General features: G+C 64.1%; 25 protein-coding genes. 15 read left to right on the top strand and 10 right to left on the bottom strand.

The annotated features are described in order from the left end of the window. The first annotated feature begins 52 nt into the window (after positions 1-52). Together corA and infA are read left to right on the top strand one after the other, a co-directional pair. A complete protein-coding gene (gene corA / locus AC1Z32_RS29125) occupies positions 53-1,030 on the top strand; it encodes a magnesium/cobalt transporter CorA (RefSeq protein ID WP_483482296.1) in 978 nt (325 codons plus the stop codon). 495 nt (positions 1,031-1,525) lie between these two features. Next, positions 1,526-1,792: a translation initiation factor IF-1 gene (gene infA / locus AC1Z32_RS29120; RefSeq protein WP_006999277.1), complete on the top strand. Its 267-nt coding sequence runs from the start codon at positions 1,526-1,528 to the stop codon at positions 1,790-1,792. Between the two features lie 158 nt (positions 1,793-1,950). Here infA and AC1Z32_RS29115 read toward each other — a convergent pair whose 3' ends face one another. Genes AC1Z32_RS29115 through zwf form a run of 3 tightly spaced genes read right to left on the bottom strand, consistent with a single transcriptional unit; the run spans position 1,951 to position 5,260 of the window. Then, complete coding sequence (locus AC1Z32_RS29115) at positions 1,951-2,835, bottom strand: HAD family hydrolase (RefSeq protein WP_483482295.1); 885 nt, start codon at positions 2,833-2,835, stop codon at positions 1,951-1,953. Further along, positions 2,832-3,656, bottom strand: a complete 825-nt coding sequence (locus AC1Z32_RS29110; RefSeq protein ID WP_483482294.1) for an ROK family protein — start codon at positions 3,654-3,656, stop codon at positions 2,832-2,834. The genes AC1Z32_RS29115 and AC1Z32_RS29110 overlap by 4 nt, the downstream gene beginning before the upstream one ends. A 38-nt stretch (positions 3,657-3,694) precedes the next feature. Then, positions 3,695-5,260: a glucose-6-phosphate dehydrogenase gene (gene zwf / locus AC1Z32_RS29105; protein ID WP_483482293.1), complete on the bottom strand. Its 1,566-nt coding sequence runs from the start codon at positions 5,258-5,260 to the stop codon at positions 3,695-3,697. A gap of 203 nt (positions 5,261-5,463) precedes the next feature. Between zwf and AC1Z32_RS29100 the strand changes: the two genes are divergently transcribed. From AC1Z32_RS29100 to AC1Z32_RS29075, 6 genes are all read left to right on the top strand, one after another. Next, positions 5,464-6,300: an arylamine N-acetyltransferase family protein gene (locus AC1Z32_RS29100; RefSeq protein ID WP_483482292.1), complete on the top strand. Its 837-nt coding sequence runs from the start codon at positions 5,464-5,466 to the stop codon at positions 6,298-6,300. A gap of 65 nt (positions 6,301-6,365) precedes the next feature. Next, a complete protein-coding gene (locus tag AC1Z32_RS29095; protein ID WP_483482291.1) occupies positions 6,366-8,069 on the top strand; it encodes a peptidoglycan D,D-transpeptidase FtsI family protein in 1,704 nt (567 codons plus the stop codon). Positions 8,070-8,197: 128 nt separating this feature from the next. After that, the gene (locus tag AC1Z32_RS29090) at positions 8,198-8,563 is read left to right on the top strand and encodes a hypothetical protein (protein ID WP_483482290.1); all 366 of its coding nucleotides are present in this window, start codon (positions 8,198-8,200) and stop codon (positions 8,561-8,563) included. A gap of 11 nt (positions 8,564-8,574) precedes the next feature. Next, positions 8,575-8,862: a hypothetical protein gene (locus AC1Z32_RS29085; RefSeq protein WP_483482289.1), complete on the top strand. Its 288-nt coding sequence runs from the start codon at positions 8,575-8,577 to the stop codon at positions 8,860-8,862. A gap of 294 nt (positions 8,863-9,156) precedes the next feature. After that, positions 9,157-9,465: a hypothetical protein gene (locus AC1Z32_RS29080; protein ID WP_483482288.1), complete on the top strand. Its 309-nt coding sequence runs from the start codon at positions 9,157-9,159 to the stop codon at positions 9,463-9,465. A gap of 196 nt (positions 9,466-9,661) precedes the next feature. Then, positions 9,662-9,994, top strand: coding sequence for a beta-xylosidase (locus AC1Z32_RS29075; RefSeq protein ID WP_483482287.1), 333 nt, complete (start codon positions 9,662-9,664; stop codon positions 9,992-9,994). 12 nt (positions 9,995-10,006) lie between these two features. Here AC1Z32_RS29075 and AC1Z32_RS29070 read toward each other — a convergent pair whose 3' ends face one another. After that, on the bottom strand, positions 10,007-10,864 hold the full coding sequence (locus AC1Z32_RS29070; RefSeq protein ID WP_483482286.1) for a formate/nitrite transporter family protein: 858 nt from the start codon (positions 10,862-10,864) through the stop codon (positions 10,007-10,009). 83 nt (positions 10,865-10,947) lie between these two features. Then, positions 10,948-12,015 carry a HoxN/HupN/NixA family nickel/cobalt transporter gene (locus AC1Z32_RS29065; RefSeq protein ID WP_483482285.1) on the bottom strand — a complete coding sequence of 356 codons (1,068 nt, stop codon included), beginning with the start codon at positions 12,013-12,015 and terminating at the stop codon, positions 10,948-10,950. Positions 12,016-12,201: 186 nt separating this feature from the next. Between AC1Z32_RS29065 and AC1Z32_RS29060 the strand changes: the two genes are divergently transcribed. The 7 genes from AC1Z32_RS29060 to AC1Z32_RS29030 all read left to right on the top strand — a co-directional run bounded on the left by AC1Z32_RS29060 (position 12,202) and on the right by AC1Z32_RS29030 (position 18,003). Beyond that, positions 12,202-13,218 carry a fatty acid desaturase gene (locus AC1Z32_RS29060; protein WP_483482284.1) on the top strand — a complete coding sequence of 339 codons (1,017 nt, stop codon included), beginning with the start codon at positions 12,202-12,204 and terminating at the stop codon, positions 13,216-13,218. A 56-nt stretch (positions 13,219-13,274) separates the two neighbouring features. Continuing rightward, positions 13,275-14,087, top strand: a complete 813-nt coding sequence (locus AC1Z32_RS29055; RefSeq protein ID WP_483482283.1) for a phosphate/phosphite/phosphonate ABC transporter substrate-binding protein — start codon at positions 13,275-13,277, stop codon at positions 14,085-14,087. Between the two features lie 127 nt (positions 14,088-14,214). Beyond that, complete coding sequence (locus AC1Z32_RS29050; protein ID WP_483482282.1) at positions 14,215-15,210, top strand: LLM class flavin-dependent oxidoreductase; 996 nt, start codon at positions 14,215-14,217, stop codon at positions 15,208-15,210. 241 nt (positions 15,211-15,451) lie between these two features. Then, the gene (locus AC1Z32_RS29045) at positions 15,452-15,697 is read left to right on the top strand and encodes a hypothetical protein (RefSeq protein ID WP_062604236.1); all 246 of its coding nucleotides are present in this window, start codon (positions 15,452-15,454) and stop codon (positions 15,695-15,697) included. 445 nt (positions 15,698-16,142) lie between these two features. Next, positions 16,143-16,394: a hypothetical protein gene (locus tag AC1Z32_RS29040; protein ID WP_483482281.1), complete on the top strand. Its 252-nt coding sequence runs from the start codon at positions 16,143-16,145 to the stop codon at positions 16,392-16,394. 543 nt (positions 16,395-16,937) lie between these two features. Beyond that, positions 16,938-17,342, top strand: a complete 405-nt coding sequence (locus tag AC1Z32_RS29035) for a helix-turn-helix domain-containing protein (RefSeq protein WP_483482280.1) — start codon at positions 16,938-16,940, stop codon at positions 17,340-17,342. A gap of 55 nt (positions 17,343-17,397) precedes the next feature. After that, a complete protein-coding gene (locus AC1Z32_RS29030; RefSeq protein WP_483482279.1) occupies positions 17,398-18,003 on the top strand; it encodes a hypothetical protein in 606 nt (201 codons plus the stop codon). 317 nt (positions 18,004-18,320) lie between these two features. Here the strand turns inward: AC1Z32_RS29030 and AC1Z32_RS29025 are convergent, their stop codons facing one another. The 5 genes from AC1Z32_RS29025 to rhaS all read right to left on the bottom strand — a co-directional run bounded on the left by AC1Z32_RS29025 (position 18,321) and on the right by rhaS (position 24,060). After that, positions 18,321-19,493 carry a hypothetical protein gene (locus AC1Z32_RS29025; RefSeq protein ID WP_483482278.1) on the bottom strand — a complete coding sequence of 391 codons (1,173 nt, stop codon included), beginning with the start codon at positions 19,491-19,493 and terminating at the stop codon, positions 18,321-18,323. Between the two features lie 60 nt (positions 19,494-19,553). Beyond that, a complete protein-coding gene (locus AC1Z32_RS29020) occupies positions 19,554-21,293 on the bottom strand; it encodes a DUF2345 domain-containing protein (RefSeq protein WP_483482277.1) in 1,740 nt (579 codons plus the stop codon). Continuing rightward, on the bottom strand, positions 21,235-22,029 hold the full coding sequence (locus AC1Z32_RS29015; protein ID WP_483482276.1) for a contractile injection system protein, VgrG/Pvc8 family: 795 nt from the start codon (positions 22,027-22,029) through the stop codon (positions 21,235-21,237). Before AC1Z32_RS29015 ends, AC1Z32_RS29020 begins: the two co-directional genes overlap by 59 nt. A gap of 3 nt (positions 22,030-22,032) precedes the next feature. Further along, entirely contained in the window at positions 22,033-22,284 is a 252-nt protein-coding gene (locus AC1Z32_RS29010; RefSeq protein ID WP_483482275.1) for a PAAR domain-containing protein, read from the bottom strand. Between the two features lie 762 nt (positions 22,285-23,046). Next, complete coding sequence (gene rhaS / locus AC1Z32_RS29005; protein WP_062604122.1) at positions 23,047-24,060, bottom strand: rhamnose ABC transporter substrate-binding protein; 1,014 nt, start codon at positions 24,058-24,060, stop codon at positions 23,047-23,049. Positions 24,061-24,063: the final 3 nt, after the last annotated feature.

Below are 24,063 nucleotides of genomic sequence, written 5' to 3'. Positions count from 1 at the left end.
GCGCCCATCGACGCGTGGCCGGTGACATCGAAATAAATAAAAAGGGCGCCCCATGCTGGTCAATTGCGCGGCTTATCAGAACGGCCGAAAGCTCGCGGACGTGCATATCGACGATATCAACTCATATCGCGATCTGCCCGACTCTTTCATTTGGGTTGCATTGAAGGAGCCCGGTCCGGGCGAGCTCGCGCACATGACGCAGCAGTTCGGCCTCCACGAACTGGCGGTCGAGGATGCGCAGCACGGTCATCAGCGGCCGAAGATCGAGGAGTACGGCGATTCGCTGTTCGCGGTCTTTCATACGGTCGAGTTCGATGAAGAAGGCGAAGTGCTCGTCGGCGAGATGAACGTGTTCGTTGGCAGGAACTACGTGCTCTCGGTGCGCAACCGCACGACGCAGGGCTTTCAGGAAGTGAGGAAGCGCTGCGAGCGCGAGCCGCATCTGCTCAAGCACGGGCCGGCCTTCGTGATGTACGCGCTGCTCGATGCCGTCGTCGATCGATACTTTCCCGTGCTCGAAACGCTCGGCGCGGAAGTCGACGAAGTGGAGGAGCGCATCTTCGAGCAGAAGGGCTCGGTGGAATCGCGCGAGATCATCGAGGATCTGTATTCGCTGAAGCGCCGCATGACGATCCTGCAGCATCACACGGCGCCGCTGCTCGAAGCCGTCAGCAAACTGTATGGCGGGCGTTCGCCGGGCGTCTGTTCGGGCATGCAGGAATACTTCCGCGACGTGTACGACCATTTGCTGCGCATCGTGAAGACAATCGAGGGTCGGCGCGAAATGATCGTCACGGCGATCCAGGTGAATCTCGGTCTCATCGCGCTGGCGGAAAGCGAGGTGACCAAGCGTCTCGGCTCGTTCGCCGCCCTCTTCGCCGTGCCGACGATGATCGCCGGCATCTACGGCATGAACTTCAAGTCGATTCCGGAGCTCGACTGGGTGTACGGCTATCCGACCTGTCTCGCCGTCATGCTGGTCGTAGACGTCGTGCTCTACTGGCGCTTCAAGAAGGCCGGCTGGCTGTAGCGTAAAAGTCCCTTTCGGGAACCTTCAGGCGAAATTCGTTGTCTAATCAACCGATTTGCGCGAGAATACCGGTTTGGCTTGTAAAATCGGCCATCGACCTTATATGACGTAAGCGCACGGCAGACGCGCTCACTTCCGCAGCTTCATCGCAGCACACGTCGCTTTTCCGATTCAAACCGCACGTCGGCCTTGCTGTTCGCCGATGTCGCCGTCCCGGTCATGCCGGCCACGGCGTGCCGCATGCGCGGTTCGCCCTGTCGTCCGGCCTATGCCGTCAAGCTCACGACGAGCCTGAATAGAGACGCGGCGCGCTCCGATCGCACGTTTTCAACGTGCCGGACGTGCCTGGCCACGCTTTTGCATCGCCTTTCACGAACTGGCGCGACGTTGCTTCCAGGCAGCGTTGCAGGATCGTTCATTGGCGTTAAACGCGCATTCTGCATACTCTGCACGATGCGCGGCAGCACCCACTACTACTCAACACAGGAGCCCCATATGGCGAAAGAAGAACTCATCGAACTCGACGGTATCGTTGACGAAGTGCTTCCCGACAGCCGCTATCGCGTGACGCTGGACAACGGCGTCGTCGTGGGCGCGTACGCCTCGGGCCGCATGCGCAAGAACCACATCCGTATTCTGGCCGGCGACCGCGTGACGCTGGAGCTGTCGGTGTACGACCTGACCAAGGGCCGGATCAACTTCCGTCACAAGGACGAGCGCGCAGGCGGCGGCGCCCCGCGTGCACCGATGCGCCGTCGCTGAACGCCGCGTTTCTCCACGTCGTATCCGTCATGAGCGTGAGCCCGATCCGCAGCGCACGCCTCTGAACCACCTCGCGGATCACCCCAACTTCGACGCGGCCGCATGCCTCGCGCATCGCCGCACCGGCTGCGCCACGCGTCGATGCCCTCCTTCCTGCTTCAGCCTTCAGCGCGCGCCGCGAGCAGCGCGTCGATGCCGATCGCGAAGCCATCTTCGTCGTTGCGCTTCGAGACCAGGCTCGCGCGACGCTGCACGCTGTCCGACGCCTGCCCCATCGCGATCGACACGCCCGCGATCTCGAACATCGCCACATCGTTGCCCATGTCGCCGAGCACGGCCACGCGCTCGAGCGGCACGTTCGCGATCTGCGCGAGTTCGCGCACGGCGGTGCCCTTGTTCGCTTCGAGACTCGTGATATCGAGGTAATAAGTCTGCGATCGCGCCGCATGGCCGCGCCCTTCGAGCTGCTTCTGCAAGCCGCTTTCGACGCGCGCGAGCAGCGCCGTATCGGCCGTGGAGCCGACGATTTTATCGACCGCATCGAGATCGACGTCGTCGAAGCGCGTGACGAGCACGCCTTCATAGCCGACCGTGCGCGTCTCGAGCGGCACGTAGGTGCCTTCGGGATTCGTCAGATACCAGGCATCGTCGATGAACACCCACGCGTCGACGTTCGCGGCGGCGAGCCCTTCGAGCGAAGTCTGCACGACCTCGCGCGGCAGCTTGTGCGACGACAGCACTTCCCACGTGCGCGGCCTGACGAGGCTGCCGCCGTTGTACGACGCGTACGGCATGTCGACCGAAAGCGCCTCGACGATGTGCCGCATGCCCTTGCCCGGCCGGCTGCTCGCGACCGTGAAGCGCACGCCCGCCGCTCGCAGGCGGCGCACGGCGTCCTTCGCGGGATCGCCCAGCGCCTTGTCGGTGTAGAGCAGCGTGCCGTCGCAATCGGTGACGACGAGTTCCGCTTTCGCGAGCGCTTCGAAGGCCGCGGCGCCGTCGCCGGTTGCGCTGTGCAGGCCGTATTTGCCGATGGCGTTCATCGGAGCGCCCCTTCATGCCGAGTGAAATGCGGCAACTGCCGCGTCTCGCGCACCGAGCGCGGATGCCACAGCCGCGCGCCGCCTTCGATGCCCGCCGCGTTCGACACGATCGCCACGTTGTCCGGCAGCTTGAACTTGACGTGCGCCGCGTTGCCGCCGCCGATCCAGAGCCGGTCGTAGTTCACGAGCGTCGCAAGGATGCCGATGATCTTCTCCACGCGCCGGCTCCAGCGCTTCTTGCCCGCCTTCTCGCGCGCCGCGTTGCCGATGTATTCGTCGTAGGTCTTGTCCTTCGCGACCGGATGATGCGCGAGCTCCAGATGCGGCATCAGCTCGCCGTCGCGAAAGAGCGCGGTGCCCGCGCCGGTGCCGAGCGTCAGCACCATCTCGATGCCGCGCCCTTCGATCGCCGCGAGCCCCTGCATCTCGGCGTCGTTGATCATGCGCGCGGGCATGCCGCCGAGGCGGTCGGAGATCAGTTGCGCGAGCGGCACGCCGCGCCAGGCCGGCGTGCCGAGATTCGGCGCGGTCAGCACGACGTTCTCGCGCACGACGCCCGGAAAGCCGATGGAGATATGCGTCGGCGGCTCGGCGACGATCGGCGCGACGAGCCCGATGAGCGTCTCGACGACCACGTCGGGCTTCGCCGGATGTGGCGTCGCTACGCGCACGCGGTCGCTCTTCATCTCGCCGTCCTCCGAAATGATGGCCGCCTTCAGCCCCGTTCCGCCGATATCGATCGCGAGAATGCGCTCGGCCTTGATCGCGAGTTTGTCCGCCGTGACGTGGGTCTTCTGTCTGGTTCTCGATTCTGTGCTCACGCTCGTTGTCCTCTGATTTTGCTTGTCTTTGAATGCCTTCAGTCCTTCTTGCGCGTATCGGTCAGCGAGCGCCACGCGCGGCCGTCCTGCGCCAGCAAGCGGTCCGCTTCGGCCGGTCCCGCGCTGCCCGCCGCGTAGCCGTGCACGGGAAGCGGGCTGTCCGGATGCAGCACGCGATCGACCGCGGCCCACGCCGTCTCGATGCTGTCCGCGCGCTGGAAGAGCGTCGCGTCGCCCAGCATGCAGTCGTAGAGCAGCGTTTCATAGCCGACGTTGGCGCGCTCGGCGAAAAAATCCGCATAGTTGAAGGCCGAGCGCACCTTGCCGATCTGCATCAGCGGGCCGGGCACCTTCACGTTGAAGTCGAAGCCCGTGCCGTGCGCCGGATCGATGCGCAAGGTGAACACGTTCGGCGTGAGCGCATCGACGGGTGTGTCGCGGAACAGCAGAAACGGCACGGCTTTCAGTTGCACCGAAATTTCCGTGCGCCGCTCGGTCAGCCGCTTGCCCGTGCGCAGATAGAACGGCACGCCCGCCCAGCGCCAGTTCTCGACATACACGCGCGCCGCCGCATAGGTCTCGGTGCGGCTGTCCTTATCGACGCCGGGCTCATCCTTGTAACCCGCCCCGGCAGGTCCGGCCTCGTACTGGCCGAGCACGACATCGCTCGGCGTGAGCGGACGGAATGCATCGAAGACTTCGGCTTTCCTGTCGCGCACGGATTCGGCGTCGAACGAATTGGGGGGCTCCATCGCCACCATGCCGAGCAGCTGGAACAGATGGTTCGGCAGCATGTCGCGGAACGCGCCCGTCTGCTCGTAGAACGGGCCGCGCCCTTCCACGCCGATCGTCTCGGCGGCCGTGATCTGCACATTGTCGATGTACTCGCGCCGCCACACGGGCTCGAACATCGCGTTGGCGAAGCGCACGGCAAGAATGCTCTGCACCGTGTCCTTGCCGAGAAAGTGATCGATGCGATACACCTGCGATTCGTCCGCATACCTGAGGATGCACGCGTTGAGCGCCTGCGCCGACGCCAGATCGCTGCCGAACGGCTTTTCGATGACGAGCCGCCTGAAGTGGCCGTCCTTCTCCTCGAGCAGGCCCGCGGCGCCGAGATGCTCGACGATCGGCGTGAAAAAGCGCGCGCCCACCGCGAGATAGAACACGGCGTTGCCGGACTTCGCCTTCTCGAGCCGCGCCTTGAGCCGCGCGAAGGTCTCGTCTTCCTCGAACTCGCCCGGAAAATATTCGAGCCGCCCGGCGACCCAGTTCCACGTCTCCTCGTTCAGTTGCGACGTATGGAAGGTCGCGGCCTTGTCCGCGGCGAACTTGCGCAGCGACTGCGTGAGTTCCTCGCGCCAGTCGGACGTCTCGCGCTCGCCGTGATTCACGCCGATGATTTCCATGTCGCCGTCGAGCAGCTTGTCGGCGGAAAGGTTGTAGAGCGAGGGCATCAGAAGCCGCTTGGTCAGATCGCCGCCCGCCCCGAAGATCACGAGCGTGCAAGGCGGCGCGGGATGCTTGCCGGCGCATGTCGCGCTTGCCGGTTTCGCCTGATCCGCTTCATTCGATTGATTCGCTTCGTTCGATTCTTTCGGCATGGCGTGTCGCCTCTCGTCAGTTGCGCTGAACCTGGAAAGACCTTCTTCGATGCGGCACAGTTCATTCGGACACCGCGCCGCAAGCCCGCGCGATAAAAACGTATGCTTTTTGTAATTTTTAACCTTTCGTGTCGTAAAATATGCGCGCTTGCGACAGTGCTCGCGGACCTTGCGACATCGAACGACTACGGCCGGGATTCCACATGAACGCACACGACACTTTCATCGACCTCAACGCGTACTTCGAGCGCATCGGCTTCGGGGGCCGCTCGCGCCCCGAGCCCACGCTCGATACGCTGCGCGCGCTGCATCTGCTGCATCCCCAGACCATTCCCTTCGAAAATCTCGACGCGCTGCTCGGCCGTCCCGTCCTGCTCGATCCCGAATCCATCCAGCGCAAGCTCGTGGCCGAACGGCGCGGCGGCTACTGCTACGAACACAACCTGCTGTTTCGCAGCGTACTGCAGACGCTGGGCTTTCGCGTGCGCAGCTACGCGGCCCGCGTCCTGTGGGGCCGCGACGCCTCGAGCATGCCGGGGCGCACGCACATGCTGCTCGTCGTCGATCTCGACGAGGGTCCCTTCCTCGCCGATGTCGGCTTCGGCGGCATGACGCTTTCCGCGCCGCTCACGTTCGAAACGGGCCTCGAGCAGATCACGCCCCACGGCGCGTTCCGTCTCGAGGATGCCGGCGGCGAGCCGCGCAGCACCATCCTGCAGGCGCTCGTGAACGGCGCATGGACGAGCGTCTACCGCTTCGACCTCGACCCGCAGTATGACGCCGACTACGAGATGGCCAACCATTTCGTGTCCACGTACCCGCAGTCGATATTCGTGCACAACCTGCTTGCCGCGCGCCTCGCGCCGGGCAAGCGCTATGGCCTTTTCAACCGGCGTTTCTCGGCGCACGACGAACACGAAGGCACGGTCCACCGCGAACTCGCGGACGTGTCCGACCTGCGCCGCGTGCTCGAAAACGAGCTCGGCATTCGTCTGCCGGATGGCGCCGATCTCGACGCCGCGCTCGCACGCCTGCCGTAAACGCCCACCTCGACGCGCCCCCCGGCGCGCCCACCGGCACAACCAAGCTTAATCACAAGACCACGATGTTCAAGAAGAAGACGCGCGGCGGCAGCGATTTCCATACGCATCATCGCAGCACGGTGCTCGCGACCCAGTTGCCCGCGTGGCGCTCGCGCCTCGTCATCATCGGCGTGACGGCGGCCTTCATGGCGCTCGCCGCGCGCGCGCTCTGGGTGCAGGTCATCGACCACAAGTTCTATATCGGCGAAGGCCAGAAGCGCTATCAGCGCACGCTGGCGCTCTCGGCGACGCGCGGGCGCATCGTCGATCGCAACGGCGCGATGCTCGCCGTGAGCCTCGCGACCTACGAAGTGTGGGCGACGCCGAAGCTCTTCGACGGCGACCACGGCAACGAGATCGCGCGTCTGCTCGACATGCCGCCGAAGGACCTGCAGCGGCGCATCGACGCGAACCGCGGGTTTGTGCTGCTGAAACGTCAGGTGGAAGCGGAAACGGCCGAGCGCATCGCGACGATCGGGCGCGCGGGCATCACGCTCGTGCCGGACACGAAGCGCTTCTATCCCGAGGGCGAATCGGCGGCGCACGTGGTCGGCTTCACGAACAACGAGGATCACGGTCAGGAAGGCGTAGAACTCGCCGCCGATGCGCGTCTCACCGGCGCGGCGGGCCAGCGCGAGGTGATCCGCGACCGGCTGGGGCGCATCGTGTCGCAGATCGGCGAGACGGACCTGCCGCAAAACGGCGAAACCATTCAACTGACGATCGACCGGCGCATCCAGCAGCTCGCGCACGCGCAACTGAAAGCGGCGATCGCGAAGCACAAGGCGCGCGCGGGCAGTGTCGTCGTGCTCGATGCGAAAAACGGCGAAGTGCTCGCGCTCGCCAACTATCCGAGCTTCGATCCGAACGATCGCGCGCGTCTCACCGGCGAGCAGCTGCGCAACCGCGCGCTCACCGACACCTTCGAACCCGGCTCCACGATCAAGCCGCTCGTCGCGGCGCTCGCGATCGATCTCGGCAAGGTTCGGCCGGACACACGCATCGACACGGGGCCGGGAAGCTTCAAGCTCGGGCCCAACGTCATTCACGATACGTCGAACCACGGCGTCATCACCGTGGCGCAGGCGGTGCAGATGTCGAGCAACATCGCGCTCACGAAGCTCGCGTTGCAACTGCCCGCGCAGACGATCTGGGACAAGTATCGCGAATACGGCATCGGCCGCGCGCCCGAACTGACCTTTCCGGGCGCGGCGACGGGACGCCTGCGCGCGCCCGAGCGCTGGAAGCCGATCGAGCAGGCGACGATGGCCTATGGCTACGGGCTGTCGCTGTCGCTCGTGCAGATCGCGCAGATCTACACCGCCTATGCCGGCGACGGGCGCTTCCACGCGGCCACGCTGATTCACCGCGAGACGCGCCGCGAGCCGCTGCAGGTCACGAAGCCCGCCACCGCGAAGGCCGTGCGCGAGATGCTCGAAATGGCGATCGGCGATCACGGCACCGGGCGCGCGGCGGCGGTCGAGGGCTATCGCGTCGGCGGCAAGACCGGCACCGCGCGCAAGCAGATCGGGCGCTCCTACGCGGCGAACAAGTATCGTGCGTCGTTTGTCGGCATCGCGCCGATGAGCGATCCGCGCGTGATCGTCGCCGTGATGATCGACGAGCCCACCGGCGGCACCTACTACGGCGGCACGGTGGCGGGGCCGGTGTTCTCGGGCATCGTCGGCGCGACGCTGCCGCTGCTCGGCGTGCCGCCCGACGCGTGAAGCGCCGCGGGCGCGGGCGCGGGCCTTGCTGCATCGACCGGAACGTCTGAAGCGCGGGCCCGACGGGACTGTAAAGGGCTTGTGCTCTAATGTCGTGTCCGGCACCAAGAGATCCAACGGGAAAGACCATGAACAGACTCGCCGCGGCGCTCGCGCTGCCTGTGCTCCTGGCCGCCTGCGGCCAGTTCCACAACGAAGATGCGGGACAACCCGAAGTCGAAAAATCGGCGACCGAGAACAGGGTGAACAGCATCGTGCAATGCATCACCGACGAAGCGAAGAAGCACGACGCCAAGTATCAGCAGACGGCGATTCCGCAAGGCGTGATGCTCGAATTCGGCGATTCCAACGTGATCAAGGTCCGCTACGACAATGGCGAGACCACGTATCGCTACTATCCGGGCCAGCGTCATCCGTCGAACCTGTGGATCGAGGGCGCGGGCAAGAAATGCGCGCCGGCGGACCCGACCAGCCACGACTCACCCCAGAAATAATCACGCGAATCATGCGCTCGACCAAAGCCATCAGCGCCGTCGAACGGCTCAAGACACGCAGCGGCAACACCAGCTACGCCGCAGTCTCAATGCCGGGCGGCTACTTCTATCTCGCCGAGCGCTCGGCCGAAGGCACGAAAAAACTCTCCGAGCCGATGCCGATGGACGACTTCGTCGCCTTCGTCAACGCGCGCGAGCCGGGCAAGCCGCGCAAGGTCAGCAAGCTCGATCTCGCGATGGAAGAGCAGATCGGCCGCAGCGGCAAGCGCACCGCGAAAGCGCCCGAGGGCGAAGCGTAAGCGCGGCATCGGCAGCCGCGCGCAAGCGCTGCCCCTCGATTCGCAGCGCAACATCGAAAGCCGGATCCTCCCCCACATGAATGTGCGATGACAGACGGTGCCGCGAGGCCCCCCTTGCGTACATTTTTGCTAACGATCGAGTCCGCCGAGACGGGCAACGATCGGTCATCCGAAGAAAAGAGCAAGGGCCGCCCGCGACGGTTCAAAAATATTGCGCGGGTGAACGGGGTGCCTGGACGGCGTGCGTGTCCGATGTCGGGATCACGCGCCGCACGGCCGAGAGGAAGACCACAGATGAAAAAGAAAAAAAGTGAGGCCAAGGGCAGCCTTTTGCCCTCGGCATTGGCCGATATCGAGCTTCAACACATCGAGCGCGCGGTCGCGCAGCTTCGCACGATGAACAAACAGTCTTCCGGCACGCTCAACGTCGAGTACTGGCGCGAGCGTCTCACGGCCGTGACGAAGGGCTATGCGCTCGTCCCGGCGCAAAAGCAGCGCATCGAGGCGTTGCGCATCGCGCTCGATGCCGTCGACAGCGGCCCGCGCGACGGCTCCGGCGGCCGCAGGAGGTCGACCAACAGGCTTTGGGCGAAAGCGGCCTGAAAAACCGCTTTCGCCACTCGCGCCTCGGCGCGATTCCCGCGTTCGCGCCCGCGTCTCGCATCGAGCCGGGCGCGACGGCCATTCGAACCGACGACGATTCACGCTCCGCCCCACGCGCGTTCCGAACGTGTGCGCCGGGCCCGTCAGGCACCGTTCCTGCTCGAAAGCAAGTCTTTCGATTTCGCAGGGAGCCGCCATGTCCGTCCATCGACACGAACCCACGCACGGCCCGCGCCGACGCCCCTCCGTGCTCGTCGGCGCGATCCTCGCCAGCGTCATCGCGGCGTTCAGCAGCTACGGCGTCGCGCAGATCACGAGCGGCGGCGGGTCCGAGCGCCAGGAGGGCCGCCAGTCCGATTCGAGCCAGCGCGCCGATCCATCCGGCAGCCCGATGCACGAATCGCAGAAACCGCAATCGAAGGACGCGGCCCAGGGACGCAAGGCGACGGCCGACAAGAACCAGAAGTCGGAGGGCAATACCGGCTTCAGCAATGGCCTGTATGGCACGGGCGCGGGCAACAACAAGTGATGCGGCGCACGCTCAGTCCGGGCGCCGCTTGGGCACGCTCGTGATTTCCGGCGCGATGGCGGCGTGATTGATGATCGCGACGAGCGACACGCCGCCGATCACGTTGCCGATGAACGTCGGCACGAGGAACACGAGGAAATAATCGGAGAGGCTGGCCGCGCCGATCATCACCGCATACGCCGCTTCCACCGATCCGGCGATCGCATGCGTGAGCTTGCTCACGGCGACCGTGTAGGTCACGAGCAGGATCGTCAGCAGACGGCCCGAACGCGCGCTCGGCAGCAGCCATACCATCAGCGCGATGAGCCATCCCGAGAACACGCCGCGCACGACAGTCACGCCGAATTCGGCGGAGAGCGGCGTCATCGCGACCTTGGCGAGCGCTTCGGTCACTTCGGGCGAGAACACGCCGCGAATCTGCAGGATGCCCGCGAAGATCGCGGTGCCGACCAGGTTGAAGAACAGCACGATCGCCCAGAGACGCAGCGCCTTGAACAGGGTCGCCGAGTCGCGCCGCGTGAGCACGGGCAGCACCGCCGTCAGCGTGCTCTCGGTGAAGAGCTGCTGACGCCCGAGGATGACGAACACGAAGCCGATCGTGTAGCCGAAGCTCGATATCAATCCGCTCCAGTGCGCCTTCGGCAATGCGCTTTCCAGAATCGACTGGACCAGAAACGAGAAGCCCATCGAAAGGCCGGCGGCGAGCGCCGACCACATCAGCGCGAAGAAGGTGCGCTCCATCGCGACTTCGCCCTCTTCCCGCACGATCTCATGAATGACGAGCGGATGCGGCGCGGAGTGCTCGGCCGCCTGCTCCTGCTCGGCGCTGTCGAGGTGTGGAGAATCCGCTCCAGCTTGCGGATCGTTCATGATCGGTCTCCCTGAACGCCGCTCGATACGAAAAAGGGATGAGCGGCTGGCGCATCCACGAAGCAGGAAGAATGCCCGCGCGTCTAGCGCACGGCACGGCCATCGAGGCCGTCGTAGCCGCGCCATTTGTAAATCAGCGCGGAGACGAGCCAGCACGCGGCGAACAGCGCGACGATCCCGTAGCCGAGCATTCCGAAGTGCTCCGACAGCGACGACGCCGCATCCCACAACCCGCCTTTCAGCTGCATCCGGTCCGCGACGAGCCCGAGCGCCTCGATGCCGCCGACCAGCACGGCGATCAGCACCGACACCAGCGTGACCGTGAGGTTGTAATAGAGCTTGCGGACCGGCTTCATGAACGCCCAGCCGTAGGCGCCCGTCATCAGCAGACTGTCGGCTGTGTCGATGAGCGACATGCCCGCCGTGAAGAGCGCCGGAAACACGAGGATCGACCACACCGGCACGCCGCGCGCGGCTTCGGCCGCCGCGATGCCCAACAGGCCGATTTCGGTCGCCGTATCGAAGCCGAGCCCGAAGAGAAAGCCGAGCGGATACATGTGCCAGCTCTTGCCGATCAGCCGGAAGAGCGGCCGCGCGATGCGCGCGAGCGGGCCGCCGCCGACGGCGAGCATGTCGATGTCCTCGTCGCGGCACGCCTCGCCGCGGCGCACGCGCCTGAACGCGCGCCAGACGCCGCGCAGCACGAAGAGGTTCATCGCCGCGATGGCGAACAGGAAGAGCGACGACACCGACGTGCCGATGATCCCGCCTATCTCGCGAAACTCCGCAAAGCGCCCCTGCACGGCCATCGCGGTCGCGGCGATCAGCGCGCTGGCCGCGACGACGATCGTCGAATGGCCGAGCGAAAAGAAGAAGCCAGCGAAGAGCGGGCGCTTGCCTTCCTGCATCAGCTTGCGCGTGACGTTGTCGATGGCGGCGATGTGGTCGGCGTCGACCGCGTGGCGCAGCCCGAGCGAATACGCGAGCAGCGACGTGCCGAGCAAGAGCGGATAGTGACGGAACGCGACGAGCGCCCAGAGCCACGCCAGCATGTTGAACGCGATCAGCCCGGCAACGAGCCGCGCCGATTTGCGCGGCAGTGCGCGATGCGCCGGATGCGGCGCGGAAGCGGGCTGGATCGGTTCGGTCATGTAAGCGCGCGGCGAGGATGGAGAAACCAAGAATACCGTGCGGAACGTGGCCGCCAATAATCGGCCGCCCGGCGAATGCTTATTGCGCCGATCGCGGAAACCTTAGCCGGATTCCTTGGTTGGGACGCGCCGGACGCGCCGCTACGATGGCGCTTCGCCCATCAACGGAACAGCGCGAAGTCCGCCATGCCCCGCTATCTCGACGACGCTCAACGCCAGGAACTCCACTATCAGCGCGAAACCCGGCGCTGGCGCAGCGAATGGCCGACCTGGGCGGTCATCGTCGCGATCTACGGCGGCTGGTTCGGCGTCGCGCTCAACGCGCGCACGCTCGGCCTGGCGCCGGCCATCGCGCTGCTGGCGGTGCTGTCGTGCTGGTATATGTCGCTGCAGCACGAACTGATGCACGGGCATCCGACGCGCTTTCCAGCCGTCAACATGCTGCTCGGGCTGGCCCCGCTCGCGGTGTGGTTTCCGTACGAGGTCTATCGCGACTCGCATCTGCGTCATCACGACGACGCGCATCTCACCGAGCCCGGCCGCGATCCCGAAAGCTATTACGTGACGCCCGCCCAGTGGGCGAATGCGGGCGTCGTGCTGCGGGCCGCGCTCGCCGCGCGCAATACGTTCGTCGGGCGCGTGCTCATCGGACCGTGGTTCTCGATCGCGGCGTCGTGGCGTGAGGCGGCGCAGGCCGTCGTCGAGCGGAAATGGCGGATCGTCGCGAGCTGGGCCGTGCATCTCGCCTCGCTGGCGCTGCTCGCGGGCTGGCTCGACACGCGCTGCGGCATTCCGTGGCGCGCATTCGTGTTCGGCGTCGGGTATGCGTCGCTCGCGCTGGCATCGGTGCGCTCGTTTCAGGAGCATCGCGCGGCGGAGCGCGAAAGCGAACGCACGGTCATCAACGAAGCCGCGTGGCCGTGGCGGCTGCTCTTTCTCAACAACAACTACCATGCGGTGCATCACGACCTGCCCGGCGTGCCGTGGTTCGCGCTCGGCGAAATTTATGCGCGACGTCGCGACGCTTATCGCGCGAATAACGGCGGCTTCGTCGTGCGCGGATACGGCGAATGGGCGAGCCGCCATGCCTTCGCACAAGCTGCGGAGCCGGTGCATCCGTTCGCCGCTCCGGGCGAATCGCGCGCGCCGGCCGTTCCAGCCCGAAACGCGCGCAGCGCCGATGCCGCCCGTCTCGCGGGCTGACGCGCGGCCCTGTACGATTCGGCATCGACTTCCCGCTCGCTCGCCGCGTTTTCACGATGCACTGGATCGCCGCCCTGCCGATGTACAACGTCGCGCCCGCGCTCGCCGCGGACTGGCGCACGCTGCTCGAGCGCGTCCGTGAGCATCTCGCGGACTGGCTGGGCGCGCGCGGCGATACGCTCGACATCGTCGATGCGGGCCCGGATCTCGCCGCATTCTGGCTGCGCGACGACGTGCTGCTTTCGCAGACCTGCGGCTATCCGCTCGTGCACGCGCTCGCCAACCGCGTGCGGCTCGTCGCGGCGCCCGCCTTCGATGTGCCCGGCTGCGAAAGCGGCACGTATCGCAGCGTGATCGTGGCGGGGGCGCACGTCGCGGCACCATCGATCGAGGCCTGCCGGGGACTGCGCGCCGTCTACAACGACGACGATTCCAACAGCGGCATGAACCTCTTCCGGCACGCCGTGGCGCCGTTCGCGCATGACGGACGGTTCTTCGCGTCGGTGACGAAAACCGGCGCGCACCTCGCGTCGCTACGCGCGCTCGCCGACTCGAGCGCCGATATCGCGGCGATCGATTGCGTCACGTTCGCCTATGCGCAGGCGCATCTGCCGGAACTGGCCGACGCCGTGCGCGTGATCGGCACGACGGCCTATGCGAGCGCGCTGCCATTCATCGCGTCGACGCGGGTGCCGCACGACGCCGTCGACACGCTCTTTCAGGCGCTCGCGGATACGCTCGCCCAGGATGCCGCACTTGCCCGGCGCCTCCGGCTCAAGGGCTTCGTGCGACGCACGCCGACGGACTACGAACCGATTCTCGGCTACGAGCGCGAAGCCGTCGCGCGAGGCTATCCGCGCCTTTCCTGAGCGAATCCCGGCAAGGCGCGCCGGTCCGTTCCGGCAGATTTCCCGGAGTTTCGGCACAATCGGTTTTTTCAGCGCGTGGCCCGCGGCGCGCACGCACCACGCGCTTCCACGCTTTCGGAAAGCCGCAATGATCCCCTTCTCGCTACTCGACCTTTCTCCGGTTCCGGTCGGCTCGACGCCCGCCGATGCCTTCGCCCATTCGCTCGATCTCGCCCAGCACGCCGAGCGTTGGGGTTATCTGCGCTACTGGCTCGCCGAGCATCACAACATGACGGGCATCGCCAGCGCGGCGACGGCTGTCGTGATCGGCCATATCGCGGCCGGCACGAAGACGATCCGCGTCGGCTCGGGCGGCATCATGCTGCCGAATCACGCGCCGCTCGTGATCGCCGAGCAGTTCGGCACGCTTGCCTCGCTGTTTCCGGGGCGCATCGATCTCGGGCTCGGACGCGCGCCCGGCACGGATCAGACCACCGCGCGGGCGCTGCGCCGCGATCTTCAGGGCAGCGCCGAATCGTTCCCCGACGACGTCGTCGAGTTGCAACGCTATTTCGCCGATCCGGTCGAAGGCCAGCGCGTGCGCGCGGTGCCGGGCGCCGGTCTGCACGTGCCGATCTGGCTGCTCGGCTCGTCGCTCTTTTCCGCGCAGCTCGCCGCCGCGCTCGGGCTGCCGTTCGCGTTCGCGTCGCATTTCGCGCCGGACTACCTGCTGACGGCGCTGGAGGTTTATCGCACGCAGTTTCGCCCGTCCGCGGCGCTGAAAAAGCCCTACGCGATGGTCGGCGTCAACGTCTTCGCCGCCGACACCGCCGACGAGGCGCAATTTCTCTTCACGTCGCTGCAGCAGCAGTTCATCAATCTGCGCCGCGGCACGCCCGGCCAGTTGCCGCCGCCGAGCGCATCGATCGCGTGGACCGATGCCGAGCGCGCGGGTGTCGAGCACTCGCTCGCGTGCTCAGTCGTCGGCGATCAGGCCGATGTCGAAGCCGGCCTGCGCTCGGTCATCGCCCAGACCCAGGCCGACGAGCTGATCATCACGGCGCAGATCTTCGATCACGCCGCGCGTTTGCGGTCCTTCGAAATCGCGAGCCAGGCTCGGGACGCGATCGGCCGGAACACCTGACGGCAGGCAATCCGCGGAAAATAACGGGGTCGCAAGACCCCGACTATCCCCACGCTGGACGCGCGCGCTTTCGACAGGCAATAATGGGACAACCGGAGGGCGGCGCGGGCCGCGGCGTCCTTCGCGTCCGCCTCATTCGCCAAGCCGAAATCCCACGCAGCGCGCCCGAATTTCGTGCACGCCGGTGGCCAGCGCGGCGACACAACAACAACGACGTCGCAAGACGGGAGGAAGAATGTCGATGCCGAGAAGCGCCGTCACCGGCGCCATGACGCTCCTGACGGAATACGACGAAGCCAGCGGACAGGAAGTGCGTTCGCTGCGCCTCGAGCCCGCGGCGGACGGCAAAGCCGTACTGCTGATTGAAATCGACGAGCGCAAACCCGGCATTCACCGCCAAGTGCGTTATGAAATTACCCCGGCGGAACTGATTGCCGCCATTCGCGCGCATGGTGCCGAATTACCGGGAGAACAACACAGTCGTTAAAACGATTTAACAGTTGCGATAAGCAGCATACAATAGAGTTAGCGAGGTTTCCGGCCGCCAGCCGTATCGGCGGCGCTGGGCTTCGCCTCCGGTTCGTGGCTCCCGGCGTGACTTTCCGCGTGCATCCCTTGCGCGCGTCCGTCACGACGATGTTCGGGCGGGCGAACGTTCGCATTCGGGGCAATGTCCGCATTAAAGGCAAAGTCGCCGAGCGAATTAATAGACGTGCGGTAAATACACTAATTGACGTGAGGCGAGCGCTGCGCCACGCTTCATAAAACACATATATTCAAGTCATCGAACCGCCCCGGTCCGCGCGGGGTATCGGTTCGTCCTTTGAAAATCAAAAAGCTGAATCAGGAAAGCCGTGGACGAAAGAAAGCGAGACAGCATCATTGCGTATTTGCGCAGCCGAATGGCTGAGTTCGGCATTACGGAAAGAGCGTTGGCCGAAGCATTGGCCGAAGCGCCGGTGGTGACCCCACCGCCCTCCTTCACCAAGACCAACGGGGCTCATGGCGCGCCCAAGGCAAGGCGGCCGATGCCGCAACTGCCGACGCTGCCGCACTCGGCGAGTGGCGCGGGGCCGATATTCCGCAACGCAAATGGCGACACGTGGGACGGACTCGGCGACATGCCCGAGTGGCTCAAGCGCGCGGTGCACGCGGGACAGGACATCGAGTTCTATCGCGTGTGACGCGTCGCGGCCGTTCGCCCGGCCAGCCGGCAAACGGCGCGCGGTATCTTGCGCACGCGCGGCGCATACGAAAGACATGGCGTCATTCGACATGGCGTCATTCGCGGGGCATCGGCGTGCGGTATGAGTTCGTGCATCGCATCGAATACGCGTTGATACAAACGCGCGTCGCGTTGCGCGCGCCGTGTTCTCGGCTGCCATGTTTGCTGCTCATAGGCAATTCGCCGAGAATTATCAAGCCCAAAAAATTTTCGCAGATGGTTGCCCATCGAGCCTGAAAACGTTTATTGGTAGCTCTCTGTAAGTCGGCTCGCACAGAAAGCCGCGCATTGACCAGACGTCAAGCACGCCCGATCAAGTCCCGCCGTCTCCACTCGACGAGGAGGCACGCATGAACGCATACGGACGCCGCAACGTTGCACCCGCCTCCCGCGCACATCGCCCCGCACAGGGACGAGCGCCGGATGCCGACGCCAGTCCGCGGAGCGGCGCCTGACTTCGCAGGCAATAGCACGTAATCCGAACCATCGAGCGGCGCGCGCCATGCTCTCCCGTCCCGACACACTGCCGAGCGTCGTGCGGCGCATGACAGCCGGCCGCATGCTGCTCGAAGGCGCGTCGGTCGAGACGGTGGCCGAGCAGTTGCATCTGTCGACGCAGACCGTGCGGCGCTACAAGGCGATCGTCTCCGAGGGCGGCCTCGATGCGCTCGCGAAGATGGGCGTCGGCGGGCGGGCGTCGGTGCTCGATCGCGAGGCGCTCGACTGGATCGCAGCCGCATTGCGGGGATCGGCGCGCGAACACGGCTTCGAGAGCGACACATGGACCAATGGGCGCCTGCGCGAGTTGATCGAGCGGCGCTACGGCGTGCGTTACTCGCGCGTCTATATCTGGCAGATCGCCACCAATCTCGGACTCGGCCATTTGCTGTCGAAGTCGCGCCGCTGAGGGCACGGCGGTCACACTGATCGAAACGCCATTCATCAAGACAAGGAGATAACGCATGATTCGCTGGACATCTCAACGGTCGGATCGCCCATTCAAGGCACTCGTGGCAGGCGTGGCGCTCGCGCTCGCCGCGATCGGCAATGCGTCGGCGCAGGACGCGGCGTCCGCCACGACGGCGCGCGGCGCGGCGGCCGTCGCGCAAGTGCAGGCGCGCGTGGTCGGCATCGATCCGGTGACCAACAGCGTGTCGTTGCAAGGGCCGCGCGGAGGCGTGGTCGAAGTGGCGGTCAATCCCGAAATCGGCGATGTCAAGAAGCTGCAACTCGGCGATATCGTGAACATCGACTATCGCGCCGCGCTGCTCGTGCGCGCGACGAAAGTGAAGTCGGATGGCATCCGTCAGCGCATCGACACCGAGGCCGCAATTCCGGCGTCGGGCGGCGTGATGGCGCAGTCGCGCATCGTCGAGGTGATCGGGACGATCGAGCGCATCGATGCGAAAAAGCGGCTCGTGACCTTGCGCGGACCGAACCGCACGGTGACGCTCCAGGCTGCGCCGGATGTCTCGCTGGCCGGATTGAAGGCTGGGGATTCGGTGCACGCGCAATTCGAATCCGCGACGGCGGTGCAGGTGTTGAGGGCCGGGCAGACGGTGAAGTGAGTGCGTGGTTGTCCACAGTTTCTGTGCACTCACTTTTGCGTATGCCGCCCGTAGCCGCCAGTTTATTCAGTAACTTCACGGTAGGCTCGATCACGCGCGCCGCAGTTTGTTTGCGGTTCCGCGAGATTTTCCCGTGAATCCAGTCGTTATGAACGGCCGGACATAGTTCATTTTGGACTCTATCTTGGAGGACATGTTGCCCCGCCATGGCGGCAGGGCTTTTAGCCCGAATGAACGCGTATGGACTTCGTGAATGTCGAGCGTGCAGAAGTCATTGGGTGACTTTGGCCCCGCCCTGCGGCGGGGTGTCCCTCTACTTATCTCTGCGGGTAAGGTTTAACCCACGTGTAGCTCGCATTGGACTGCCCGCCATTTAGCAGACGCTTGATTGGAAATGGGTCTCCCGCAAAGCGAAGGTCTACGGCACCCGACCACTCATATCCTGTGGCATTCCAAAAGGTGGCATCCTCGCCCGCGTCCTTGTCGAGCCACACCTGCCACCATCCTGTCTCGGGACACAGCATGCCCGAGCGCAGGTTCATCGCGCCGTATTTCAGGCGCTTGGTATGGTTCCGTTCTTCCAGTTGTTCAGGGGTGAGATACCAGCGGGTGATCTCAAGTGAACGGAAGCTCGTGGTGGTTTCGAACGTGGCTTCGGCGGGGTTCTCGGGGACGATTCGGTATTCGAATTCCGCACTGACCTCGAAGATTGAATTCTCGGGTACGGGCACGTGCAGGTTGAGGCCCACTTCGTCGGGGGCTACCGAATCAAAATCAAAACGAGGGGTTGCAAAGTATCGTGGATAGTTGGTGCGAATGCCATCGATGACCTCACCGGGGACATCTCGATGCAGCCCGAGTCGCTGTTCAAAAGTTTCACGGGGGATGCTGGCGGACTTCGATTCCGCTAGATTAATCGAGAATTTTCTCCCCATTGAATCCTTTTCAGCTTCCGTCTCGAGGTTCAATCGAAAGCGAGCAGCGAATTCGTTGCCATCGTAGTAGTAGGAGATCACCTCGCCGCTATTGATAGAAGGTTTAAGTTTGTGGAGGTTCGTTTGCACATCTTCAATCGTAATTGCACCGGCCACCCATCGTGCGCCAATCTCGGACACTCTGAGAATGTCCGCGATCTGTGCCGGCGTGACGGGGGTTTGTGGGTCTCGCTTTGGTGCAACTCGCATTCGTTCACCCTCCGTACTTGTTGTTGGTAGCTGAAACGGTTGCGGTTCCAGCGCCTGCGGCGGCGCGGCGCTGGCGGCTGTTGTAGGCAGCGGCGTACTGACGGCTGCACTGATTGTCAGCCACATCATCAGGCGCGCGATGGCTCCAGTACGAACCCGCGATCTCCCCACAATAGAACGCGTCGTCTTCCCAAGGCCGCGACGAATAGCCTTCGGTACTTGTCCCATGAAGCATGTCATCGATGTCGATAGCCGAGCCCCCGGCACCGGCGTGACCGAGTAGCAACGTTGCTTGCCTTTTTGCACGTGCGAATTCGTCTTGAAGTGATTGTTGGTCGTTGGCGTAGGTGGGATACCACTTAATGGCTAGGAAGTGCTGAAGATTGAAGAGAGCCGCTGCGAGTTTTGCTTGTCCTTCACGCTGTAGCGCATGCCCCAGTTATACGACTGGCACACCGCGAAGTAGATACTGTGACCCGAACTCGATGTCGCATTCTCATACGACTCCAGCTCGCGATTGTTGAGCCTGGTCTTGACCGGCTTCTTCTGCGAGACGACCTCCGGCATGTGCGCATTCGTGGACTGTATGAGCAGCGCCGAGAGAATGGAGGACGGGTTATCCGTGCCATCGTTGTGCAGGATCTCGACCGTGGCGGGCTGGATGGCGTCGGCCAGCACGAGCGCCGTCTCGCCCTTGCTGTTGGTCGTGCCCGTGACCACGCGCCCGTCATCGAGCGTGATGCGGTAGGGTTGTTCGGGCAGACCGAACCCCGAGAGGGGGTCAACCAGCACGAACGGCTCGGCTACCTTCGCATCCTCGATGTCGGCCAGCGGCATTTGTACCGGCTTGGCCTGCGGGTCATCGGTTGCATGACTCGCGGCGTGGACGAGGAATGCACCATTGGTCAGGCCGACCAGCCCTTTGGGGCTGATCTCCAGCACCGTGCCGCCGCCGTTCAGGCGGATGCCCTTGATCGAGGTGAGGTTGATCCAGCCGTCCGCGCTGACGACTTGCACGCCCTTCTTGCCGATCACCTCTACGGTATCGGTCTGTGCTTCGAGGTGAACTTTGCCCGCCGCTGCGACGAGTTTGACACCGGCTTTCTGCACGAACACCGCGAACGAGTTCACGGCGCTCGCGAATATCGAGCGCGCCGCCGCAAAGCTCATATGGCGCCCGGCCGTGATGGCGTGGTCCTTCTCGCTCGCTTGATGCGTGCTGCCTGCCGTGGTCGTCTGAATGCCTGCCGGACTGGCCAGTGTCAGGTGGGGGGCATCGATCTCGGGAAACTCGCCCGTGGCCGCGTCTGCCTTGCCGGTTCCGCGCAGATCATGGTTTGCGGCCTTGATCGATTGGGCGACTTCAGCTTGATTGTGCAGGGCGGTCTGCGCACCGTGGTGCTTCGCGGACTCGGCCAGATTTTCGTGAATGTCGCGCGCCTGCGTGAGCCGTGCAACGGTCTCACTCATGTCCTTGGCATGGCCGCACGCGTCGGCTCGGGCTTCGGTGGTAATCAGCATGCCATTCCCAGCCCGCAGCACGCCGTGGCCGTCCGAACGCAGCTCGAATCCGTCGCCTGCCGCCTCCTTTAGTCCCTTGCGCCCGACGATGCGCCTGATCCGTCCGAGGCTCAGAATCGATGTCTGGTGATCGCTCGCGAGCTGGGCCTGTAACCCGTCCTTGGTGTCATCGAGCGCGAGGTGATTCGAGGCGGAGCTTGCACCCAGGCTCTTGCTGCGAATGCCTGACAGGCTCTGGTTATGCGGCAGATCCCACGCGGGCGGATTCCATTTGTTAGTCACACTGCCAACCACGATGGGCAGATCGGGGTCGCCATTGAAGTGGTCCACGATGACCTCATCGCCAACGCGGTATGGCAATGCCATCCCCCGTGTCGCCCCCTGCCACGGCATCGACACGCGCAGCCACGCCGAACCATTACCGTCGAACTGACCGGTGCGGTCCCATGCGAACTGCACGCGTACCCGGTTCATCGCGTCGAGCCAGTGTTCATACTGGTCGTCCGCGGTGACGACGACGGCATGTTCAGGGCCGCTGATGCGCGGTTTGGGGGTCTTCTGCGGCGCGCGGAAGTAGACCGACATCGGTTGCAGTTCGAACTCCGCATCGCAGACGAGCGGTTGCGTGCCTGTCCGACGCAGCGTGAAAGCGCAGTGTCTCGTAGGCAAGGTCATGACGCCGATGAGCGTCCATCGAATCCGACAGCACCAGACGATGAAAGCCCTCGGTGTGCTCAAACCAGAACCAGATACCCCATTCTTCCCATAAGCGGCACAGGAAGTGGTAATCACTTTCGAAGGCTTGGCGCTGGTAGTCCCGTTTGGGAAACATGCCATTCGAGAATTCCCACGCGCTGATGCGGTAATCGACCCGGTACGCGTAGTTGTTCAGCACCTCGCGTGTGACCTCGACGACGTTCATGCCGAGGAACACCCGGCTCGTCTGGTTCAGCGTGGCAAGGTGCAGCCACGGGCGCAGGGTCAACTCGTAGATCATCGAGCTTCCATCGGGGCCGACGATGCGCGCCGCACTGACAAGGCCGGTGATCTCGCGCGTGTGTGCGCCGAGGTTGCCGGTGACTTCGATCGATACCGTGGCTTCGGCCCCGACAATCGCCGCAATGTCGAAGTGCTGGTCGGTCGTGCGCAAGTTGTGGCGCCCGTCCGATATACGTGCGGTGACGACATATTCGAAGAGTTCACTCAGCCCTTCGGTGCCGCGAATGCGCGTTGGCGTGAGGAACGGCGTGCCGAAATAATCAGGTTCGGGCAGCGCGTCGCAGCGCAATCCAAGTACGTGCATCTGTACCTCTTCTGCCATGCATTACCCCGCGATCAGCGTTGCACCACACGCGGTCTTGTCTCCCAGGTGGGCGACACGCCTGCCCCGATGAGTCATGCTGCCGCTCGCGAGGATCGGGAATGTGCCGCTGCATTTTGGGCACTCTGTCAAATGCCCATCGAGCGCGACGCGCGCGCCTTTCACTGTGAACGTTTCGGCGGCTTCGATAATGGTTCCACCGTGATCGGTCTTTCTATTCAGGACTGCTACATAGAGCCCTTGAGCATCTCTCATGATTTCGTTATCCCGAAAAAACCCGCGTGAAGCGGGGCAAAGGGGTTGCTGATGTTCGATATATTAACTTGCTGCGCGAGCGACGTCGGGAATCGCCGGTAAGCGTTGTATGCAATCCATATTAAATTGGACGTGCAGAAGGGGCGCTTTTTTTCGTAACCCTTCGTTGCCTTCACCAGGGCATCCTGCAAAGGGTGCAAGCAGGTGTCGAACCATACCCCGGTACTGGCGCAGTGTCGTTGACATTCCGTTGGCGACGCGCTGGATTCCAGCACGCATCTGGCTATATTGCCCGGTGCGCTGTGTCGGGGGGGGCCGAGCGACCCCTGAGGCTTGCTGTTCGAGTTCTTACAACATACCGATTTCCTGTTCGTCTATCTCACCTTCTGTCTCTCGGATAGAGGCGGGCGGGTGCCCAAATGACGGGCTTAGGAGTCTCGGCTACCAAACGACGAATCGAACTGCCCCCGATAAGGGGCAATCCGTCACGGCCTGCCCGTAGGCGAACAGCAATCTATCTAAAACCCCTTTACTTCAACAACTTAAGCGTTCTACCTGAAGGTAGGAAGGTGATGCGCCGCAACCCAAAAGATTTCCACAGTTTCTGTGGAGAGCCTTGTGGATAGCAGTAGGAGCACCACCTCAACTCATTGATCGAAAAAGGCTTTTCCAACCCGCATCGCCAACGCGGCAACCGCTGAAAAAAACGAAACGCCCCGAAGGGCGTTTCGTCGTCTCTCAGGCTAGCAACGCCCCTTCGCTTCAAAAATTGAAGTTATCGATATTCGCCGCATCGAAGGTGGTCGGCGGCCCGAGAATCACTTCCCCGCTCTTGCCCACCGTCCGTTTGCCCAGCTTGCCCGCATCGAACGAATCGCCTTCCTTGCCGGTGATCGTCCCCGACGCGAGATTGGCCGCCGCAAAGGCCGCGAGATATCCCAACTGGCCCGGGTCCCACAACTGGAACGCCTTGACCGTGCCGTTCTTCACGAACGCGCGCATCTGGTTCGGCGTGCCGAGGCCCGTCACCACGACCTTGCCCTTTGCCGGCGAGCTCGAGATATAGCGCGCCGCCGCCGCGATCCCGACGGACGTCGGCGCGACGATCCCCTTCAGATTCGGATACGCCTGCAACAAGCCCTGCGTCTCGACGAAAGACTTCTGATCGTCGTCGTTGCCGTAGGCGATCTTCACGAGCTTCATCTTCGAATATTCAGGCTTCTTCAGCTCCTCCTGCATCCACTTGATCCAGGTGTTCTGATTCGTCGCGTTGGGCGTCGCGGAGAGAATCGCGAACTCGCCCTCGCCGCCGATCAGCTTCGACAGCAACTGAATCTGCCCGCGCCCGATCGCCTCCGAATCGGCCTGATTGACGAAGATCTGCCGGCCTTCAGGCGCGGTATCCGAATCGAAGGTCACGACCTTGATACCCTGCGACATCGCCTTCTTCAGATACGGCACGACCGCGTTGGCATCGTTCGCCGCGATCACAATCGCGTTCTGACGCTGCGTGATGAGCGTGTTGATATAGCTCACCTGCGACGACGCGCCCGCATCCGACGGCCCCACCACCTTGCCGTCGCCCTTCATCTCCTTGATCGCGGCCATGCCGCCATCGTCGGCGATGACCTCGTACGGGTTGTTGATCTGCTTCGGCAGAAAGGCGATCTTCAGGCCGCTCTTGATGTCGGCGGCGCTCGCGCTCAGCGCGACGGTCGCAGCGAGAAAGGCCGCCGCCAGCGCCGGGCCGCGCGGGAATCGAATGGGCTTCTTCATGTC

The sequence above is a fragment of the Caballeronia sp. 11_S32 genome (genome assembly GCF_056930355.1).
Note: the sequence above shows the minus strand (reverse complement) of the source record. Positions and strands in the feature narration are given on the sequence as shown.

Excerpts from the sequence above, each read along its gene's own strand:
- corA (WP_483482296.1), top strand. The coding sequence starts at position 53 with ATGCTGGTCAATTGCGCGGCTTATCAGAACGGCCGAAAGCTCGCGGAC.
- infA (WP_006999277.1), top strand. The coding sequence starts at position 1,526 with ATGGCGAAAGAAGAACTCATCGAACTCGACGGTATCGTTGACGAAGTG.
- AC1Z32_RS29115 (WP_483482295.1), bottom strand. The coding sequence starts at position 2,835 with ATGAACGCCATCGGCAAATACGGCCTGCACAGCGCAACCGGCGACGGC.
- zwf (WP_483482293.1), bottom strand. The coding sequence starts at position 5,260 with ATGCCGAAAGAATCGAACGAAGCGAATCAATCGAATGAAGCGGATCAG.
- AC1Z32_RS29100 (WP_483482292.1), top strand. The coding sequence starts at position 5,464 with ATGAACGCACACGACACTTTCATCGACCTCAACGCGTACTTCGAGCGC.
- AC1Z32_RS29095 (WP_483482291.1), top strand. The coding sequence starts at position 6,366 with ATGTTCAAGAAGAAGACGCGCGGCGGCAGCGATTTCCATACGCATCAT.
- AC1Z32_RS29090 (WP_483482290.1), top strand. The coding sequence starts at position 8,198 with ATGAACAGACTCGCCGCGGCGCTCGCGCTGCCTGTGCTCCTGGCCGCC.
- AC1Z32_RS29085 (WP_483482289.1), top strand. The coding sequence starts at position 8,575 with ATGCGCTCGACCAAAGCCATCAGCGCCGTCGAACGGCTCAAGACACGC.
- AC1Z32_RS29080 (WP_483482288.1), top strand. The coding sequence starts at position 9,157 with ATGAAAAAGAAAAAAAGTGAGGCCAAGGGCAGCCTTTTGCCCTCGGCA.
- AC1Z32_RS29075 (WP_483482287.1), top strand. The coding sequence starts at position 9,662 with ATGTCCGTCCATCGACACGAACCCACGCACGGCCCGCGCCGACGCCCC.
- AC1Z32_RS29070 (WP_483482286.1), bottom strand. The coding sequence starts at position 10,864 with ATGAACGATCCGCAAGCTGGAGCGGATTCTCCACACCTCGACAGCGCC.
- AC1Z32_RS29065 (WP_483482285.1), bottom strand. The coding sequence starts at position 12,015 with ATGACCGAACCGATCCAGCCCGCTTCCGCGCCGCATCCGGCGCATCGC.
- AC1Z32_RS29060 (WP_483482284.1), top strand. The coding sequence starts at position 12,202 with ATGCCCCGCTATCTCGACGACGCTCAACGCCAGGAACTCCACTATCAG.
- AC1Z32_RS29055 (WP_483482283.1), top strand. The coding sequence starts at position 13,275 with ATGCACTGGATCGCCGCCCTGCCGATGTACAACGTCGCGCCCGCGCTC.
- AC1Z32_RS29050 (WP_483482282.1), top strand. The coding sequence starts at position 14,215 with ATGATCCCCTTCTCGCTACTCGACCTTTCTCCGGTTCCGGTCGGCTCG.
- AC1Z32_RS29045 (WP_062604236.1), top strand. The coding sequence starts at position 15,452 with ATGCCGAGAAGCGCCGTCACCGGCGCCATGACGCTCCTGACGGAATAC.
- AC1Z32_RS29035 (WP_483482280.1), top strand. The coding sequence starts at position 16,938 with ATGCTCTCCCGTCCCGACACACTGCCGAGCGTCGTGCGGCGCATGACA.
- AC1Z32_RS29030 (WP_483482279.1), top strand. The coding sequence starts at position 17,398 with ATGATTCGCTGGACATCTCAACGGTCGGATCGCCCATTCAAGGCACTC.
- AC1Z32_RS29020 (WP_483482277.1), bottom strand. The coding sequence starts at position 21,293 with ATGTCGGTCTACTTCCGCGCGCCGCAGAAGACCCCCAAACCGCGCATC.
- AC1Z32_RS29015 (WP_483482276.1), bottom strand. The coding sequence starts at position 22,029 with ATGGCAGAAGAGGTACAGATGCACGTACTTGGATTGCGCTGCGACGCG.
- AC1Z32_RS29010 (WP_483482275.1), bottom strand. The coding sequence starts at position 22,284 with ATGAGAGATGCTCAAGGGCTCTATGTAGCAGTCCTGAATAGAAAGACC.
- rhaS (WP_062604122.1), bottom strand. The coding sequence starts at position 24,060 with ATGAAGAAGCCCATTCGATTCCCGCGCGGCCCGGCGCTGGCGGCGGCC.